Source organism: Ulvibacterium sp. (assembly GCF_965228935.1).
GTDB lineage: Bacteria > Bacteroidota > Bacteroidia > Flavobacteriales > Flavobacteriaceae > Ulvibacterium.
In genome coordinates this window covers 1,842,321-1,859,472 of sequence record NZ_OZ245846.1, presented here as the reverse complement: position 1 = coordinate 1,859,472, position 17,152 = coordinate 1,842,321, and the positions used below count along the sequence as shown (strand labels likewise).

Here is a 17,152-nt window from a genome sequence, read left to right as displayed (position 1 = left end):
ATATGGATCTATATACGGCATTTAGAACGGCTTTGGAAGCAGGCATGCCCATTCCCGAGGAGAACTGGGCCCATATTCGGGCCTCGCTTAAGGTACGCCATTATCATAAGGGCGATTACATTATCCGAGAAGGCGAGATAGAAAACCATCTCTCGGTGGTGGCTACCGGTTGCGTACGTCATTATGTACTCAAAGGTGATGAGGAAATCAGTTTTGAGTTTGCCTTTGAGGGGGAGTTCAGCAATTCGTATGCCTCGTTTTTGTCCCGTACCCCCTCTCATTTTTTTATCCAGGCTTTGGAAGAGGTAAACTTGGTAAGCATTCATCATGACCGACTACAGGAGCTTTATGAGGATTCCGCCTTTGGCGAGCGCTTGGGACGATTGGCCACCGAAGGATATTATATTTATAGGGAGGAACGGGAACTTGCTCTGCTTACCCTTACTCCCGAGGAACGCTACTTGGAATTGATATCACAGGATCCCATCTACGTAAACCGTATTCCGCAAAAATATTTGGCCAGTTACCTCAACGTTAAACCCGAGTCCTTGAGCCGTATCAAGAAAAGAATCTATGGACAACGGGACCGAACTTAACCCAAGTCAATTTTTCCAAATTCCGCTCAAAGTACCTTTGCACCGCAATTTGATCAAACACGAAAAAGGTGCAAATTATGGTACACTATCTCAAAATCACCCTCGCTTTAGTCTTTGTTTCAGTACTTCTCAAAAATAGCGTAAAGGCCCAGGATACTTTTACCAGTTTTGAGTCCCATCACAATATATACATTAGCTTTGGAGCGGGATCTTCATTTCTAAACGACCTCCCTTCGGATATTTATAGGGACGGTAATACAAACCTTCAGTTGGGAGCTCAATACGAGCGTGCTTTTCACAAAAGGTTTTCATTACTTACCGGTTTGGAGTTCGAACAGTTGGTCTATAGCTTTGACGGTGATATTGAATTTACTTCCCCTTCTACATTGGATATCATACCTGCCGGCCCGGAAAAAAAGTATACTGGTATCCGGCAGCGGAATTTAGCCATTCCCCTACAGCTTAGAACCTACTTTTTGGATAACAATGGAGCCAATCGTAGAAATATGTTCCTGCAAGGTGGTTTCCGCTTTGTACAGACACTCGATTTCACTGGGGCCAGCGGGCTTCGGAGTGTCTACTTTTTCCGTAGCGAGGGTGAGGATGATGGCGTACATTTAAGTGATTTTGCCAACCAAACCCTTCTTCAAGCCGAACTTATGGTGGGCTTTAAAGGACAATTCTTTAAAAAATTCGATTTATTGAATGCCTCCACTTTGGGTATTATGTATCAATTTACGCCTATTCTCAATGATGGTTCCACAAGAATCGCTCCCTTGCATATTACCTGGCGCTTCTTATTTTGAATAGGAATCCTTCGATTTTTATGGTCATTGGGCAATTTCTTGACTGAACTAAAATTCATAAGGATGATCATTGAATGAAACCCTTTTTTTGAACCATGCGCCAAAATAGCGATTAGTAATCGACTGGGCGCCCGTAGGCCTTTTGTTCATACTTAATGCCTTGTTAAAAAATTACCAATTCTTGACTTTCATGTTGTAAAAATCCATTTCCCGGCAATATTTTTGTCCTCCCAAAATGGGAACCACTTTCAATTCGCACAGTAGAGCATCCCCGTTTAAGGGAACACTATGGCGCACAACATTTAGGCCCCTGAAAATCAAGTTTTACAAGAATATTACGCAAATAGAACTAAACCATTTATGAATAAGACATTGACGTTTTTTTTACTCCCTGTGCTCTTTGGATGTCTTTACGCACAAAAAATTGACAAGGAGGATTTGTATAAAACCTGGTATTTGGACAAATATTCCGATGAGGCCCAATACTATCCACCCCCTAAAAAGGAAATGGGGGACTACATTAGGCTAAACTCAGACATGACGTATACGGCGATAACCCAAGGAGAATCGGATTCGGGGACTTGGGTTTTGAATACCAATGGTACATACTTGGAGTTAAAGAGTGCCGACGACCACATAGAAAAGATGTATATCTATTTTCTTTCTACAAGATCCTTAGTGGTGGTCTATGATGTGGACGAACACAGGGCCTGGGAAGTACATTACGTATCCGGAACCTAAGCGGGAAGAAATGAAATTATTTTTTTTAAGTCTAACCGTTTGCCTGCACACTATGGTTTCCTCCCAAGAGACCCTTTCCCTAAAGGCGGTCCCCTTTCCGGTGGAGAATACGGCGGTGTATGTTGCCGGTGTCCTTGACGAACGGGACGATCCTTCCTTAGGCCGACAAACCGATCCAAATGGAGATGAGGTAAGATTGTACCTGGATGGCGGTGCCGAGTCGGTGGTGAAGCACTTTTACGGGCTTTCCTTACCAAAGCAGGAAAAAAACAACCCTATTTACATTAAAATCGAGGCCTTGAACATCCAGGAATCCAAAAGAAGAATGAATAGAGGTATTGCCCGGATTGCAAGGGCCCATATAAGCTTGACGTTTCTCGAAAAAGCCGAGGGAAAGTTTAAAGAGGTGTTTCGCCTATCACACAATGAAGACCAGGTTTTTGAGCTGGATGACAAATCGGGATTGTATGGCACACATGAAAAAAGGATCAGGGCCGCCCTTGAATACTGTATGTTGGCCTTTTTGAGCAATTACCGGAAAGATGATCCAAACCCGTTAGTAAACCATTTTAAAACTCCCAAAAATGGGCTGCAAATGGATGCCAGTTTAGGGCAATGGTTTAATTTGATTACGGCAAAGGGCATGCGCAGTACCTATTTTGAAGGATATGGAATAAGTTATACGGGATTTGTGGATAGTAAAAAAGGGTTCATCAGGCCCTATGAGACTTCCATAGAAGTAACATGGGCACGGCCGGGAATAGCCGCTGAAAATGGTTTTAACGAGGTGAACTCCTATGTGTTACGACCTGAACTGTATTTTGTGTATAAAAGAATAACCCCTGGAGTATATGCCGCCTTGAGTGCCAACATCCCAATTGGCTTTGAAATCCTGGAAAATCTTGAAGGTAATAGCTCCTTTAACTTTGTAATCGGTGCAGGGGCCAGCCAAGGGATCCGTTTTATTCCCTGGAGAAAATCCGGCTTTGTTTTTGGACTGGATTTCTTCCAGCAGTTCGAGACATCCAAAGTCTACCGAACCGATTTGGGATTTGAATTGGTACTAGGGGTAAACTTTTAAAACCAAACCTAAAAACAGCTTAATATGTATCACCCAAGACTGTACGGATCATTCCATGAAATGGGGTTGAAGTATGGAACACTCCTATCTGAAAAGGCCAATTTTAAAATCCCGCCCATGAACTCCCAAAGATTGGATTTCGGACTCCAATCCTATCGAGAACTTAAAACATTCTATCCTGAGGTAGTAGAGGAAATAGAGGGTTTTGCCCAAGGAATCGGGGATAGACCAGAAAGATTGGGAGCATTCCTTTTGAGTCTTGGGGTATTGGGTACTACAGGACAATGCAGCGTGTTTGCCTTTGCCAATGGGGATTCGGTAATTATGGCACGTAATTACGATATGCTTTTTGAGTACAAAAAATTTACGGAGAGTAGTCTCATCGCTCCAACCGATAAATATGCCTACATCAGCCAATCCGATGTGTTCATTGGACGTGCCGATGGCATTAACGAAAAGGGGCTATCCATTGCTATGTCCTTCGTAAATGGGACGGAAACGAGACCCGGGATCAGCTTTCATTTTATAATCAGAAAGGTCTTGGAAAATTGTGATTCCACTGAAAAAGCCGTTGCACTCATTAGAAACACAAAGGTCTCCTCGGCCAATAACTTTCTTATTGCAGATCGCAATGGTAGTATCGCAGTGGTGGAGTCCGCTCCTCAAAAAAGCAATATTCGCTATCCAAAAGAAGGGAAACCTTTCTTATATATTACCAATCAATTCATATCGCCCCAAATGAAAGTCTTTGACCGAGGCAAGGTGGAATGGAGCCAAAGCTTCGAAAGATATGATCATCTAAAACGGAGTTTGCTTTCCCTAAAAACGATGGATATGAAAAAAGCCAAGGGAATTCTCTCGGACAAATGCATATGCCTAAATCTAAAAAAGGAGCGGTTCGGAACCATTTGGTCGGTAGTAGCCAACTTGAATACGCTACAAATTGAAAGGGCGGAAACCCTGCCCAAAGTAACAAATTATAAACCTGAGACCAGATTGGATTGGTGGCTAAAAAAAACAAAAATGTAAATTAACGGTTTCCCTGAAAAAGTGCCGATTCTATTTTATGGGAATTACTTCACTTCATAGGTTTCGCCGGAAAAGAATAAATCGTCCGTTTTGGTAAAATGGGAATTGGCCTTTACCTGGGCCGTAAGGGCATCGTCCCGTTCTTCCAAGGTAACATCTTCAAAACTTCGTATGATCCCAGTAACCAAAGGATATGATAAGCGCACCAACATTTGATGCAAAGTAGGATCTTGGGCCTTGGCATTATGTACCAAAATATCCTCTTCCGTGACCCCTTTCTCCCCCAAGGTAACTACTCCCAACTGCAGTCCATTAAGGACCAATCCTTTATCCTTGTCCTTCCCAAAAATCATCGGTTTGTCATGCTCCACGAACAACTGTTGGTCTTCCCGTACCTTTCTATCGGTAAAATGGGAAAAGCAGCCATCATTAAAAATGGGGCAGTTCTGCATTACCTCGATCAACGCCGTACCCTTAAAACTTTCGGCGGCGATGAACAAGTCCGTCATCTCTTTGGGTGTATTCCCCCCTACCCGGGCAAAAAACCGCGCTCGGGCGCCCAAGGCCAGTTCACCCGTGGAAAATGGAGGTTGCGTATTTCCATGGGGCGAGGATTTTGTTCTTTGTCCAACCAAGGAAGTCGGTGAAAACTGACCTTTGGTCAATCCATAAATCTCGTTATTGAACAAAACAATGTTCAAATCGATGTTCCTACGTAGAATATGAATCAGGTGATTGCCCCCTATGGCCATACTATCCCCATCCCCCGTAATGACCCATACACTTAACTCGGGATTCGCCAGTTTCACCCCTGTGGCAATGGCCGGGGCCCTTCCATGAATACCATGCATGCCGTAGGTATCCATATAATAGGGAAAACGGGAGGAGCATCCAATCCCCGAAATAAAGACAACATCTTCTTTTTTAACACCGATTTCCGGAAGTGCCTTTTGCATGGCCCTTAAAATCACATAATCATCGCAACCTGGGCACCAACGTACCTCTTGATCACTGGCAAAATCCTTGAATGTATATTTTTTTGGAGCAGTTGTTTCCATAATTACTGTATGAGTTGTTTGAACTTCTGTACGAGTTCATCGTTTCCAAAAGGCAGTCCCTGAACCTTGTTGAACTGCAAAAACTTAAATCCATCAAAATTGATTCGCAGTACTTTCGCAAATTGACCGTTATTCAATTCGCAGACTACAATTTTACCGAACCTCTTAAGGATTTCCCCAGTATTTCGGGGCAACGGATTAATATAGTTAAAATGGGCCAGGCCAATGTCCGTATGGCCTTCACCATGCAATTGCTTTACGGCGGTATGCAGGGAACCATACGTGCCTCCCCAACCAACTACCAATAGACGACCGGAATCGCTAAATTCGGTCTCCAATTCTGGGATAAAATTCTTGACCCGTTTGATTTTCTCGGATCGGATTTTGGTCATGTATCCGTGATTTTCCGGCACATAGGATACGTTTCCGGTAATGCGGTCCTTTTCCAAACCACCGATACGGTGCTCCAGTCCCTCCGTTCCCGGTATGGCCCAATTACGTGCCAACGTATCCGGATCCCTATCGTAGGGGTGCCAATTTTCCTTGGCCTCTTTTACCCTATTGCTTTTGATCTCGGGCATTTCGGCGATGGTCTTGATTTTCCAAGGAGCCGAACCGTTGGCAATATAGCCATCCGTCAATAAAACTACGGGAGTCATATGCTCCAAGGTCAATTTTGCGGCCTCATATGCAAAATCGAAGCAATTGGCAGGGGTGCTTGCTGCAACGACGATAACCGGACTTTCCCCATTCCGGCCATACATGGCCTGCAACAAATCCGACTGCTCCGTCTTTGTAGGCAGTCCCGTAGAAGGACCGCCCCGCTGCACATTCACTACTACCAAGGGAAGTTCCACCATCATGGCCAAGCCCATGGCTTCCCCCTTAAGGGCAAGGCCCGGACCCGAAGTTGTGGTAATGGCCAAGTTTCCCGCGAAAGAAGCCCCTATCGCCGAGGTGATTCCTGCAATCTCGTCCTCCGCTTGTAGTGTTTTTACACCAAAGTGCTTATGCTTCACCAATTCATGAAGAATATCCGAAGCCGGAGTAATAGGATACGAGCCCAAAAATAGTTCCAGGCCAGACTTCTCCGCGGCCGCCAGAAACCCCCAGGCAGTAGCCGTATTCCCCAACAAGATCCTATACGTCCCCGCAGGCATTTTGGCAGGGGCAATGGTATACGCATTGGGAATGAGTTCCAAGGTCTCGGCAAAATAGTAGCCGGCGTTAAGTACCTTCGTATTGGCTTCGGCAATCAGTGGCTTATCCTTAAATTTCCGTTTTAAAAAATCTATGGTGTGTTTTGGGGAACGATGGTACATCCAATACACCATGCCCAGCGCGAACATATTTTTGCTCCGGGTAATACTTTTGTTATCAATGCCCGTAAGATCTTTAAGGGTCTCCTTGGTCAGTGAAGTCATGGCAACTTCTATGACCCTATAATTTTCCAAACTACCATCCTCCAAAGGATTGGTCTCATATTTTGCTTTTTCCAGATTCTTTCGGCCAAAGGAATCCGTATCCACGATAATGGTATGCCCCGGCTTCACGGCATACAAATTGGTCTTTAGGCCGGCGGGATTCATGGCCACGAGCAAATCTACATTGTCCCCCGGCGTATTGACCTCTATACTTCCGATATGTACCTGAAAGCCGGAAACACCGTATAAACTTCCTTGGGGCGCCCTAATTTCAGCAGGATAGTTGGGAAAAGTGGCCACATCGTTACCGAACATGGCCGAGGTATCCGAAAACTGGGTTCCCGTCAATTGCATACCATCTCCAGAGTCACCGACAAAGCGAACCACCACGGCTTCCAAAACTTTATTCCCTTGGTCCGCATATTCAAATATAAGAGGCTTTTTGGCCATACGAAAAAACAAAAAGAGGTTAATAAATAGCGCTCAAAAATAATCTCGCCCTTTTCCTGGAAATATGATTTTTATCATTAATTCCCCGTAAGTATACTCCTAAATTTACATATCTAAACATTAAAAATAGGGAAAAATGGCTATCATTATAACAGATGAATGTATTAACTGCGATGCCTGTATTTCTGAATGTCCGAATACGGCAATTTACGAACCCGATCAAGAGTGGTCCTACGCGGACGAAACCGAATTAAACGGCATGGTTACCTTGCCCTCCAACGGGGAAGAGGTTGATGCCGATGCCGAAAACGAACCGATATCCGAGGAATTCTATTTTATTGTACCGGATAAGTGTACGGAATGTGAAGGATTTCATGATGAGCCACAATGCGCCTCCGTTTGCCCGGTAGACTGTTGTGTGCCCGATGACAATCATGTTGAAACGGAAGAACAACTGTTGGCGAAGAAGGCTTGGTTATATGATGAATAACTTCTTCGTTAAATGAATCTTCCAGATTTTGCCATTCTTAATGTAACGTTCTAGTTAGTTGACATGATGTCATAAAACCACCATCGATCTGAAAGTGTCGATGGTGGTTTTTTGTTGTTGCCGATACCGGGCATCCCAAGGGTTTTCCTGATAAATATCATGTTATGAGAGTACTACGCGCATTATTTTTATAGAAGTAATTAAGAATCCTATACCATTAAAAAAGGTGTATTGTGTACAATAGAGTAACTACCTTTTATATAATCCGGTATTGTAATACAAGCTGTCCAAGATGAAAAAAGATTTCCCAAAACTCATTTGCGATGCGAATGAGGCCGTTGCAAGAATTGCCCACAAGACCAATGAAGTTTGCGCCATTTATCCCATTACCCCCGCTTCCCCCATGGGTGAGCACGTAGATGTGTTCAGCTCCAATGGTGAAAAGAATATATGGGACAATGTACCCCGAATCGTTGAAATGCAGAGTGAGGGCGGTGCTTCCGGAGCTGTGCACGGATCCCTACAGGCCGGTGCCTTAACAACAACATTTACGGCGTCCCAAGGGTTGCTGTTGATGATTCCCAACATGTACAAAATAGCAGGGGAATTGCTTCCCAATGTCATCCATGTGGCCGCCAGGACCGTGGCTACGCATGCGCTTTCCATTTTTGGGGACCATTCCGATGTAATGGCCGCCAGACAGACCGGATTCTCCATGCTCTTTGGCGGTTCCGTACAGGAGGCTATGGACTTCGCCTTGATTGCCCAAGTAGCTACTTTAAAAGCTAGGGTACCCTTTTTAAATATTTTTGACGGTTTTAGGACTTCCCACGAAATATCCAAGATCGATGCCATACCCGACGATGTCATAAAAGCCATGATGCCGGAGGATGAAATCATGGCCCATAAAAAACGGTCGTTAGATCCCGATCATCCCGTAGTGCGGGGAACATCCCAAAATCCGGATGTATTCTTCCAGGCCAGGGAAGCTTCCAATATCTATTATGACAAAGTACCGGGAATCGTTCAGGGTACCATGGATGAATTCTACAAGCATACCGGTCGCAGGTATAGTTTGTTCTATTATGTAGGACATCCTGAGGCCGAAAAGATAATCGTAATTATGGGTTCCGGCCAAGGCCCGGTTCTGGAAGTCGTGGATACCATGGTAGAAAACGGGGAAAAAGTGGGTGCCATAATCATACGCCTATTTAGACCGTTCTCCATAAAACACTTCATCGATGCAGTTCCAAAAACCGTAAAAAAAGTAGCTGTTTTGGACAGGACCAAGGAACCTGGAAGTACAGGTGAACCCTTATATCTGGATATCGTTACCGCATTTGCCGAAAGCGATAGGGCACTGCCCACCATCATAGGAGGACGGTTCGGATTATCTTCCAAGGAATTTGATCCGGCCATGGTAAAGGCAGTCTATGATGAGTTGGATAAATCAGTTCCCAAAAAGCACTTTACTATTGGTATCAATGATGATGTTTCCTATACAAGTTTGGAGATAGGTAAGCGATTTAAGACGGCCAAAGAGACCTTCAACTGCATGTTCTACGGTCTGGGCTCGGATGGTACGGTGGGTGCCAATAAGAATTCAATTAAAATTATTGGGGAAACCACGGATAACTATGTGCAGGGGTATTTTGTATACGACTCCAAAAAGGCCGGGGCACAGACCATATCGCATTTGCGTTTTGGTCCGGAACCTATTTATTCGTCCTATTTAATCCATAAGGCCAATTTTATTGCCTGTCATCAATTCAATTTTATAGAAAAATATGATCTGCTGAGAAACATAAAAAAAGGCGGAACTTTCTTGCTGAACGCACCCTATTCCAAGGACGAGATATGGGAAAAACTACCTGAACAACTACAGCAGGACATCGTTGAAAACGAATTGGAATTCTATGTGGTAGACGCAACCAAGGTGGCCCACGAGGCAAAATTGGGCAAACGTACCAATACGGTCTTACAGACCTGCTTTTTTGCCATATCAGGCGTCTTGCCCAAAGAGGAAGCCATTGAAAAAATTAAAAATGCCATTGTAAAATCGTACTCACATAAAGGGGACAAGATCGTACAAATGAACTTCAACGCCGTTGATAAATCACTGGAGAATCTACAAAAGGTAGACTATCCGAAAAAGATAACCAATAAATGGGCCCTTAAACCCATGATGACCGGTACGGAAGATCCATTTGTCAAGGACATCCTGGGCAAAATATTGGCGGGAAAAGGGGATGAGCTTCCGGTCAGCGCTTTCCCTGTGGACGGTACCTTCCCTACGGGTACTTCACAATATGAAAAAAGAGGGATAGCCGATTACATTCCTGTTTGGGACGATACGGATTTATGTACGCAATGCAATAAATGTGTTGCCATTTGCCCGCATGCGGCCATACGCGCCAAGGTAGTTCCCAATGAAGATTTGGCCGATGCCCCTGCCGGCTTAAAAGCGGTACCTGCCAAGGGAAGGCCCTTCAATAAGGAAACGGAGTCCTACATCCTGCAGGTTTCGCCTGAGGATTGCACCGGTTGTGACCTTTGCGTTGCCGTTTGCCCTGCAGAGAGCAAGGAAATAGAGGATTTTAAGTCCATCAACATGCATAAGAAAATCGATGTTGAATCCGTTGAGGACAAGAATTGGGATTATTTCATAAATCTTCCGGATTACGATCGGACCGCATTACAGATAACCAATGTAAAGGGCTCCCAGTTTTTGGAGCCGCTCTTTGAGTTCTCCGGGGCCTGTTCCGGTTGCGGGGAAACCCCATATATTAAAATGTTGACCCAATTATATGGGGACAGCATTATGATAGCCAACGCCACGGGATGTTCCTCTATTTATGGTGGTAATTTACCTACTACACCGTATAAGACCAATGAGGCAGGAAGGGGTCCGGCTTGGGCCAACTCGCTCTTTGAGGATAATGCGGAATTTGGCTTTGGTATGAAATTGGCCTTGAGCAAAAAACAGGAGATTGCGGTCAATTTGCTGAAATCATTGGAACCGTTGGTAGGCAATGAATTGGTAGAGGCCATTTTAAACAATCCCGAAGCGAATGAGTCGCAACGGGAAGAGAAATTCCAACATTTGGACGAACTTAAACAAATCTTGGATACTAGTGATGACCCGAATGCCAAAAAACTCAACAAGCTTACCGAATATCTTAGGAGGAAATCGGTATGGATATTGGGTGGAGATGGCTGGGCCTATGATATAGGGTATGGCGGCGTAGACCATGTATTGGCTTCCGGGGAGGATATCAATATTATGGTTTTGGATACCGAAGTGTACTCCAATACCGGCGGCCAAACTTCCAAGGCTACCCCACTGGGCGCAAGTGCCAAGTTCTCCGTATCCGGGAAAAGGACCAGCAAAAAAAGTTTGGCGTTACAGGCCGTATCCTATGAAAACGTATACGTGGCACAGGTGGCCATGGGCGCAAAGGATATGCAAACACTAAAGGCCATTGAAGAGGCAGAGGCCTATCCAGGACCATCATTGATTGTTGCGTATTCCCATTGCGGGGAGCACGGTTATGATTTGAAGGACGGTGCCTTGCAGCAGAAGAAAGCTGTTGAGACCGGATATTGGCCCTTGTTCCGCTTTGATCCCTCTAAGCCCAAGGGCAAGAAATTCCGGTTGGATTCCAAGGAACCCAATGCGCCCCTTACCGATTTTATGTACAATGAAACCCGATTTACCAGAGTGGCCAAGGAGAACAAGGAGCTAGGGGAAGAATTGTTGAAACAGGCCCAGGAAGAGGTAGATACGCGATGGGAGCGATTGGAACTCTATAGAAATATGTAGCGCATACCAAGGATAAAGTATACTATTAAAATTATTGGATATGGAAGACAAGGCCCGCAAATTGTTTGATGAAGCGATACAAAAATTAAAAGAGGCCAATGATGAGTTATGTAGGCCGGAAGAGGACGTGGTCGCCTCCTTGGTCTGTAGTAATTCCCAATTTGCCATCCAGAATTATCTGAAGGGATTTCTTATGCTCAACGGATCTATTCCGAACAGCGAGGAGCCTATTGACCGTTTATATGAGCAATGTAGAAAAATCAATAAAAACTTTGAAGAAGTTAATTTATCCGGTTTTGAATGCAATGCGCATAAGGAGGATTCCAGATTCTGCAATGAACCCTCACAATTTAGTCGATGTTTTGATATAGCCGATAGCTTGGACACGTTTCTTAGGCGGGAGAAGATTATTAGTTAGAAAGCGCAACGATTTTCCTTGCCTTATAAGGGTCGATTTGAACTAGCTCAAATCGGCCCTTTGATTTTTTGGGACGTTAACCTCCCAAAAAGAACGAATCCAGTTCATGGAATGAAATCCACATCTTTTTCAACTAACTTTGCGGCCTCCACTCGAGAACAAATAGTACCATGGCAGAGAAAAAAGTAAGTGTCCTAAAGGCCTTTAGGACTATTGTTTGGCCTAGAAGAAAGTTGGTTTTTTTAGGTCTGCTACTCATAGTTATCAGCAGGGCGGCCAGCTTTGTGGCTCCCATTTCCCTACGCTTTTTTTTGGACGATATCGTCCCCAATAAAAATTATGATCTATTGAAAATTCTGGTCATTGTGGTCATTCTGTCCTTTTTGGTCCAAGCGGTAATGTCCTTTCTTTTGACCAAAGTATTGAGCATACAGGCCCAATATATGATATCTGAGCTACGGGCCCAGGTTCAAAAGCAGGTGCTTTCCCTGCCCATCCGCTTTTTTGACAATACCAAATCGGGGGCTTTGGTCTCCCGTATTATGAGCGACGTGGAAGGTGTCCGCAATCTGATCGGTACTGGTCTGGTACAATTGGTCGGGGGCACCATTACCGCAGTGGTCTCCCTAATTCTTTTGTTACGGATCAGTCCAACCATGACCCTGTTGACCTTTATCCCGCTAATCCTTTTTGCGTTCATTGCGTTAAAGGCCTTTAAGATAATACGGCCTGTTTTTAGAGATCGGGGTAAAATCAATGCAGAGGTAAAGGGACGCCTAACGGAAACATTGGGTGGAATTCGTGTCATTAAAGGGTTCAACGCCGAAGCACAAGAGGCAGAAGTCTTTGAGAGCGGTGTGAGAAGATTGTACGAAAACGTAAAAAAGAGTTTAACCGCCACCGCCGTTATGACCAGTTCGTCCACTTTTCTATTGGGGTTGGCGACCACGGGAATAATGATGGGTTATGGAGGCTATAAAATGATGCAAGGCGAACTGAGTACGGGGGAATACTTTGAGTTTACTTTTTTGTTGGCCTTAATGGTGGCCCCTATCGTACAGATGAGCAATATAGGAAGCCAACTCACCGAGGCACTCGCTGGCCTGGACCGTACCGAAGAATTGATGAACGAATCCGCGGAGGCCGATAATAAAGAGCGTACCATCGTACTTTCCAACATTGTGGGCCATATGATCTTTGATCAGGTCTCCTTTGCATATGAAGAGGACAAGGAGGTACTGCATAATGTGAGCTTTAAGGCTGCCGCGGGTGAGGTTATTGCCTTGGTGGGGAGTTCAGGTTCCGGTAAGTCTACCATTGCAGGCTTGGCGGCTAGCTTCCTCAGTCCGGATTCGGGCAGTATTACCATTGATGGACATGATATGTCCAAAGTTGACCTGACCAGTTTTCGTCAGTTTTTGGGGGTGGTGCTTCAGGACGACTTCCTTTTCGAGGGAACTATTAAGGAGAATATTTTGTTTCCCAGGCCTGACGCTACCGAAAAAGAACTGGAAAAAGCGGTAGAAGCCGCTTATGTAAATGAGTTCACCGATCGTTTCGAGGATGGCCTGGACACTTTGATCGGTGAGCGCGGTGTGAAGCTATCGGGTGGGCAACGACAGCGTATCGCCATTGCCAGGGCGGTTTTGGCAAATCCCAAAATTTTGATCTTGGATGAGGCTACCTCAAGTTTGGATACCGAAAGTGAAGCCTTGATACAAAAAAGTTTGGCGGAGCTTACCAAAGGACGGACCACATTTGTTATTGCACACAGACTCAGTACCATTAGAAAGGCGAATCAAATCTTGGTCATTGAAAACGGGCGTATCGCAGAACAGGGAACCCATGAAGAATTGATTGCCGCGGAAGGCCGGTACTTCAATCTGTTTACCTATCAGGCCAGGATTTAAAAAAACCGCTAACACTGAAAGAGTTTAGACCGGCTACGCTATTGGATATTAGACTCTCTCATTTCTCACCAGGCAAAATTATAAACCCCTTAGGAAACAACCTTTAACCCGTGCCCTATCAAAAAGCTAAACCACCATGCATTTAAAATACCTGCGTGCAATACGAAAGAGGGAGTATGAACAAGTCGTGAAATTGCCAAAGGATATTGGGTTACTATGGCGGAGCGCAACAATAACTTAGTAACCCAGTAAACTCGCTAACTTCTGGAAATCGAGATATTCGCGGAAACTGGAAGTCCCACACTTAAAGTGTATACCCATCTACCATAAACAGGGTTTTGAGCAACGATTGCGATCAGTCAAGTTTTTTTGATTTTTCAGTTGGATTACCGGTCTCTTGAATCTTCTCTATGATTCCGCCGGGGCCAATTCTACCTCAAGCCCTTCGAGATCTTCTATTATAGGGATCTGGCATCCCAAACGACTATTGTCCTCAACATAAAAGGCTTCGGCCAACATAGCATCCTCCTCGACTGATTTTTCGGGAAGTTCATGATCGGACTTTACATAGCATTGGCAGGAAGCACACATAGCCATACCTCCACAAACACCGATAGTGCCTTCAGGAACCAATTCGTAGGAACGTACCAATTCCATCAAGTTCATATTCATATCGGTAGGGGCATCGACCTCGTGAAGCACACCCTCCCTATCCGTAATCTTAATTTTTATATCCGACATCTATCCCGATAGTTAGAATTCATCTTTTCCCCTTTTAAATTTGGAAAAGAAGACGCAAAAATACAGTTTTCTTGGTATTTGTCGGACAAAGTCCGGGAGTTTACAAGTTAAGGGTAAAACAATAGGAACTGAATTAGTGAAATAGCCCCTTAGAACAACGCAATTAATCCAAAGGCCTATCCATTTGCCGGCAAACAATCCAGGAAGCCCGTTTCCAGAAATCGTTATTCAAAAGAGTTTAGCTTAAATTGATGACCTCCTCAATTTGCGGTGCATGTTTTTTTATGGTCATCTCCACACCACTTTTCAGGGTCATTTGATTGACACTACAACCTACGCAATTGCCCTGTAAGCGAACTTTGACGGATTTATCGTCATCTATGGATATCAAAGAGATGTCCCCACCATCACTTTGCAAAAAGGGACGAATTTCCTCCAATGCCTTTTCTACGTTTGATTTAAGTTCCTCAGATGTCATACTTTCTTGCCTTTAACTGCAGCACAGCCTGCCATTGTCGTAATCTTGATTGCTTCCGTCGGAGGAAGGCTTTTATTTCGGTGCACCAACTCCTGCACAACGTTCTTGGTCAGTTCCTCAAAGGCCAATTCCACTGGAGTGGCCGTCTGCAATGCAGCGGGACGACCTACATCCCCTGCCTCACGAATACTTTGAACCAATGGGACTTCTCCCAAGAACGGAACATCCAAATCCTGCGATAAATTCTTGGCCCCTTCCCTACCAAAGATATAATATTTATTCTCAGGTAGTTCCGCAGGTGTAAAATAGGCCATATTTTCCACAATGCCTAAAACGGGAACGTTAATGGAATCTTGTTGGAACATGGCCACCCCTTTTTTTGCATCGGCCAATGCCACTTCCTGGGGCGTACTTACCACTACGGCACCGGTTACCGGCATGGATTGCATAATGCTTAAATGTATATCGCCCGTTCCAGGGGGCAAATCCAACAGCATAAAATCCAAGTCTCCCCAATGGGCGTCGAATATCATTTGGTTCAATGCCTTGGAGGCCATAGGCCCCCTCCAAATGACCGCCTGATTGGGTTGTGTAAAAAACCCAATGGACAATAATTTCACCCCATAATTCTCAACGGGCTTCATTTTGGATTTTCCGTTAATGGTAATCGCCAACGGTTTCTCATGGGCCACATCGAACATAATGGGCATGGACGGACCATAAATATCTGCATCCAACAAACCTACCTTAAAGCCCATCTTGGCCAGGGTAACCGCCAAGTTTGCCGTTACCGTGGACTTGCCCACGCCCCCTTTCCCGGAGGCCACGGCAATGATATTTTGGATGCCAGGAATGGGTTTCCCCTTAATTTCATTGACTTTGGGTTTGGTAGGGGCATCTACTTTGATATTGATCTTTATCTTGGCCTTTTCATATACCTCCCTATGGACAATCTTTAGGATTTCCACTTCAGTCTTTTTTCGAGCTTGCAGGCTGGGGTTTTTTATCGTAATATCAATCTCCACCTCATCCCCAAAAACCTGTATATTGGTTACCGCACCACTTTCCACCATATTTTGCCCCTCGCCCGGTACAGTGATTTTTTCAAGCGCCTCCAAGACCGCTTTCTTATCGATTTTCATATGAAATCCTCTTTACAATTATATAAAACGATTCTAAACAAAGATACGTCTTACACGTGAGATTTAGAAGGGTGTGGATTGAAAATGAAGATATAGCGATAGAATTCCGTTATTGGATCTTTGTACACATTTTATACAGAAAAGAACCTATCCGCTGTCTAAAAGCATGCCATTCCAAGGTAGGTACGTTCAATGATTTTTAGGGTGCGTTCCCCATATCCTATAACATCCTGACCAGTTTTTTAAAGACCTCCTTTCCCATGTCCTTCGTTGCTCTGGGAGACCCATTGTTATGGGACCAATCGGAGAAATTCACCTTTATACTCGGTAGCGAATCTTCCAAGATCTGGTTTACGTAATCAATTTCACAACTAGGGGCAAACCGCTCATTGGTGACAATAATCAACCCATCTATGCTCCCATCAAAAAACATTCGAATAGACCTTCTCTTTTGCAGCAAGTTGTTTTTGGACTGATATACCGCCAAACGATATCTTTTTCGCACCGCTTCCTCCTCTATCCCCTCCATTAAATGGGCATACTGTGTGTTGGAGAACTCTGGTACAATGAGGCCAATGGTATATGCTTTTTTGGACTTTAGCGCCTTCGCGGAACTATTGGGCTTATAGTTATACGCATCCGCAATTTTTCGAATCTTATGTTTGGTCTTTTCACTGACCTCCCGGCTGTTGTTCAGCGCTTTGGAAACTGTGGATTTGGAATAACCGGACAAATAGGCTATTTGCTTGATGTTGATTTCGGATTTCATGATATGCCTATACTACGCTTTAAATAATTACAATCTTATTTCAAGTGAGTTATAGCCATTCCCACTGCCAAAAATGTCCTCGACCCTGAGCACGAGGTCGATTTATTTTTCTAATAGACTAGCCAATTTAAAAGGTTGTTACACGTAGTTTGACATTTTTTACGCATTTAACAAAATCTTCAGAAAGTGGGTGAAG

At 44.4% G+C, this 17,152-nt stretch carries 15 protein-coding genes; 9 read left to right on the top strand and 6 right to left on the bottom strand.

The features are described from left to right. The first annotated feature begins 2 nt into the window (after positions 1-2). The 5 genes from ACO06Y_RS07780 (at position 3) to ACO06Y_RS07760 (ending at position 4,253) form a co-directional block, all read left to right on the top strand. Positions 3-596: a Crp/Fnr family transcriptional regulator gene (locus tag ACO06Y_RS07780; RefSeq protein WP_422083272.1), complete on the top strand. Its 594-nt coding sequence runs from the start codon at positions 3-5 to the stop codon at positions 594-596. 77 nt (positions 597-673) lie between these two features. Continuing rightward, on the top strand, positions 674-1,402 hold the full coding sequence (locus ACO06Y_RS07775) for a hypothetical protein (protein WP_422083271.1): 729 nt from the start codon (positions 674-676) through the stop codon (positions 1,400-1,402). A 360-nt stretch (positions 1,403-1,762) separates the two neighbouring features. Then, positions 1,763-2,143 (top strand): lipocalin family protein, encoded by a 381-nt coding sequence (locus ACO06Y_RS07770; protein WP_422083270.1) that lies wholly within the window; start codon positions 1,763-1,765, stop codon positions 2,141-2,143. Between the two features lie 10 nt (positions 2,144-2,153). Continuing rightward, positions 2,154-3,224 carry a hypothetical protein gene (locus ACO06Y_RS07765; RefSeq protein ID WP_422083269.1) on the top strand — a complete coding sequence of 357 codons (1,071 nt, stop codon included), beginning with the start codon at positions 2,154-2,156 and terminating at the stop codon, positions 3,222-3,224. A gap of 24 nt (positions 3,225-3,248) precedes the next feature. Then, complete coding sequence (locus tag ACO06Y_RS07760) at positions 3,249-4,253, top strand: C45 family autoproteolytic acyltransferase/hydolase (RefSeq protein ID WP_422083268.1); 1,005 nt, start codon at positions 3,249-3,251, stop codon at positions 4,251-4,253. A 44-nt stretch (positions 4,254-4,297) separates the two neighbouring features. Here the strand turns inward: ACO06Y_RS07760 and ACO06Y_RS07755 are convergent, their stop codons facing one another. Both ACO06Y_RS07755 and ACO06Y_RS07750 read right to left on the bottom strand, forming a co-directional pair. After that, positions 4,298-5,311 (bottom strand): 2-oxoacid:ferredoxin oxidoreductase subunit beta, encoded by a 1,014-nt coding sequence (locus ACO06Y_RS07755; RefSeq protein ID WP_422083267.1) that lies wholly within the window; start codon positions 5,309-5,311, stop codon positions 4,298-4,300. Positions 5,312-5,313: 2 nt separating this feature from the next. Beyond that, on the bottom strand, positions 5,314-7,185 hold the full coding sequence (locus tag ACO06Y_RS07750; RefSeq protein ID WP_422083266.1) for a 2-oxoacid:acceptor oxidoreductase subunit alpha: 1,872 nt from the start codon (positions 7,183-7,185) through the stop codon (positions 5,314-5,316). Positions 7,186-7,321: 136 nt separating this feature from the next. Here ACO06Y_RS07750 and ACO06Y_RS07745 point away from each other — a divergent pair, with 136 nt between their 5' ends. The 4 genes from ACO06Y_RS07745 to ACO06Y_RS07730 all read left to right on the top strand — a co-directional run bounded on the left by ACO06Y_RS07745 (position 7,322) and on the right by ACO06Y_RS07730 (position 13,826). Next, positions 7,322-7,675, top strand: a complete 354-nt coding sequence (locus ACO06Y_RS07745) for a 4Fe-4S dicluster domain-containing protein (protein WP_422083265.1) — start codon at positions 7,322-7,324, stop codon at positions 7,673-7,675. A gap of 292 nt (positions 7,676-7,967) precedes the next feature. Continuing rightward, positions 7,968-11,498: a pyruvate:ferredoxin (flavodoxin) oxidoreductase gene (gene nifJ, locus ACO06Y_RS07740; protein ID WP_422083264.1), complete on the top strand. Its 3,531-nt coding sequence runs from the start codon at positions 7,968-7,970 to the stop codon at positions 11,496-11,498. Between the two features lie 40 nt (positions 11,499-11,538). Next, positions 11,539-11,916 (top strand): hypothetical protein, encoded by a 378-nt coding sequence (locus tag ACO06Y_RS07735; RefSeq protein WP_422083263.1) that lies wholly within the window; start codon positions 11,539-11,541, stop codon positions 11,914-11,916. 170 nt (positions 11,917-12,086) lie between these two features. Further along, positions 12,087-13,826 (top strand): ABC transporter ATP-binding protein, encoded by a 1,740-nt coding sequence (locus ACO06Y_RS07730; protein ID WP_422083262.1) that lies wholly within the window; start codon positions 12,087-12,089, stop codon positions 13,824-13,826. Positions 13,827-14,234: 408 nt separating this feature from the next. Here ACO06Y_RS07730 and ACO06Y_RS07725 read toward each other — a convergent pair whose 3' ends face one another. The 4 genes from ACO06Y_RS07725 to ACO06Y_RS07710 form a co-directional block, all read right to left on the bottom strand. Further along, positions 14,235-14,567: a ferredoxin gene (locus ACO06Y_RS07725; RefSeq protein ID WP_422083261.1), complete on the bottom strand. Its 333-nt coding sequence runs from the start codon at positions 14,565-14,567 to the stop codon at positions 14,235-14,237. 238 nt (positions 14,568-14,805) lie between these two features. Then, positions 14,806-15,045, bottom strand: coding sequence for a NifU family protein (locus tag ACO06Y_RS07720; RefSeq protein WP_282162071.1), 240 nt, complete (start codon positions 15,043-15,045; stop codon positions 14,806-14,808). After that, on the bottom strand, positions 15,042-16,187 hold the full coding sequence (locus ACO06Y_RS07715; RefSeq protein WP_422083260.1) for a P-loop NTPase: 1,146 nt from the start codon (positions 16,185-16,187) through the stop codon (positions 15,042-15,044). The genes ACO06Y_RS07720 and ACO06Y_RS07715 overlap by 4 nt, the downstream gene beginning before the upstream one ends. 220 nt (positions 16,188-16,407) lie before the next feature. Next, positions 16,408-16,956, bottom strand: coding sequence for a LacI family DNA-binding transcriptional regulator (locus tag ACO06Y_RS07710; protein WP_422083259.1), 549 nt, complete (start codon positions 16,954-16,956; stop codon positions 16,408-16,410). Positions 16,957-17,152 lie beyond the last annotated feature (196 nt).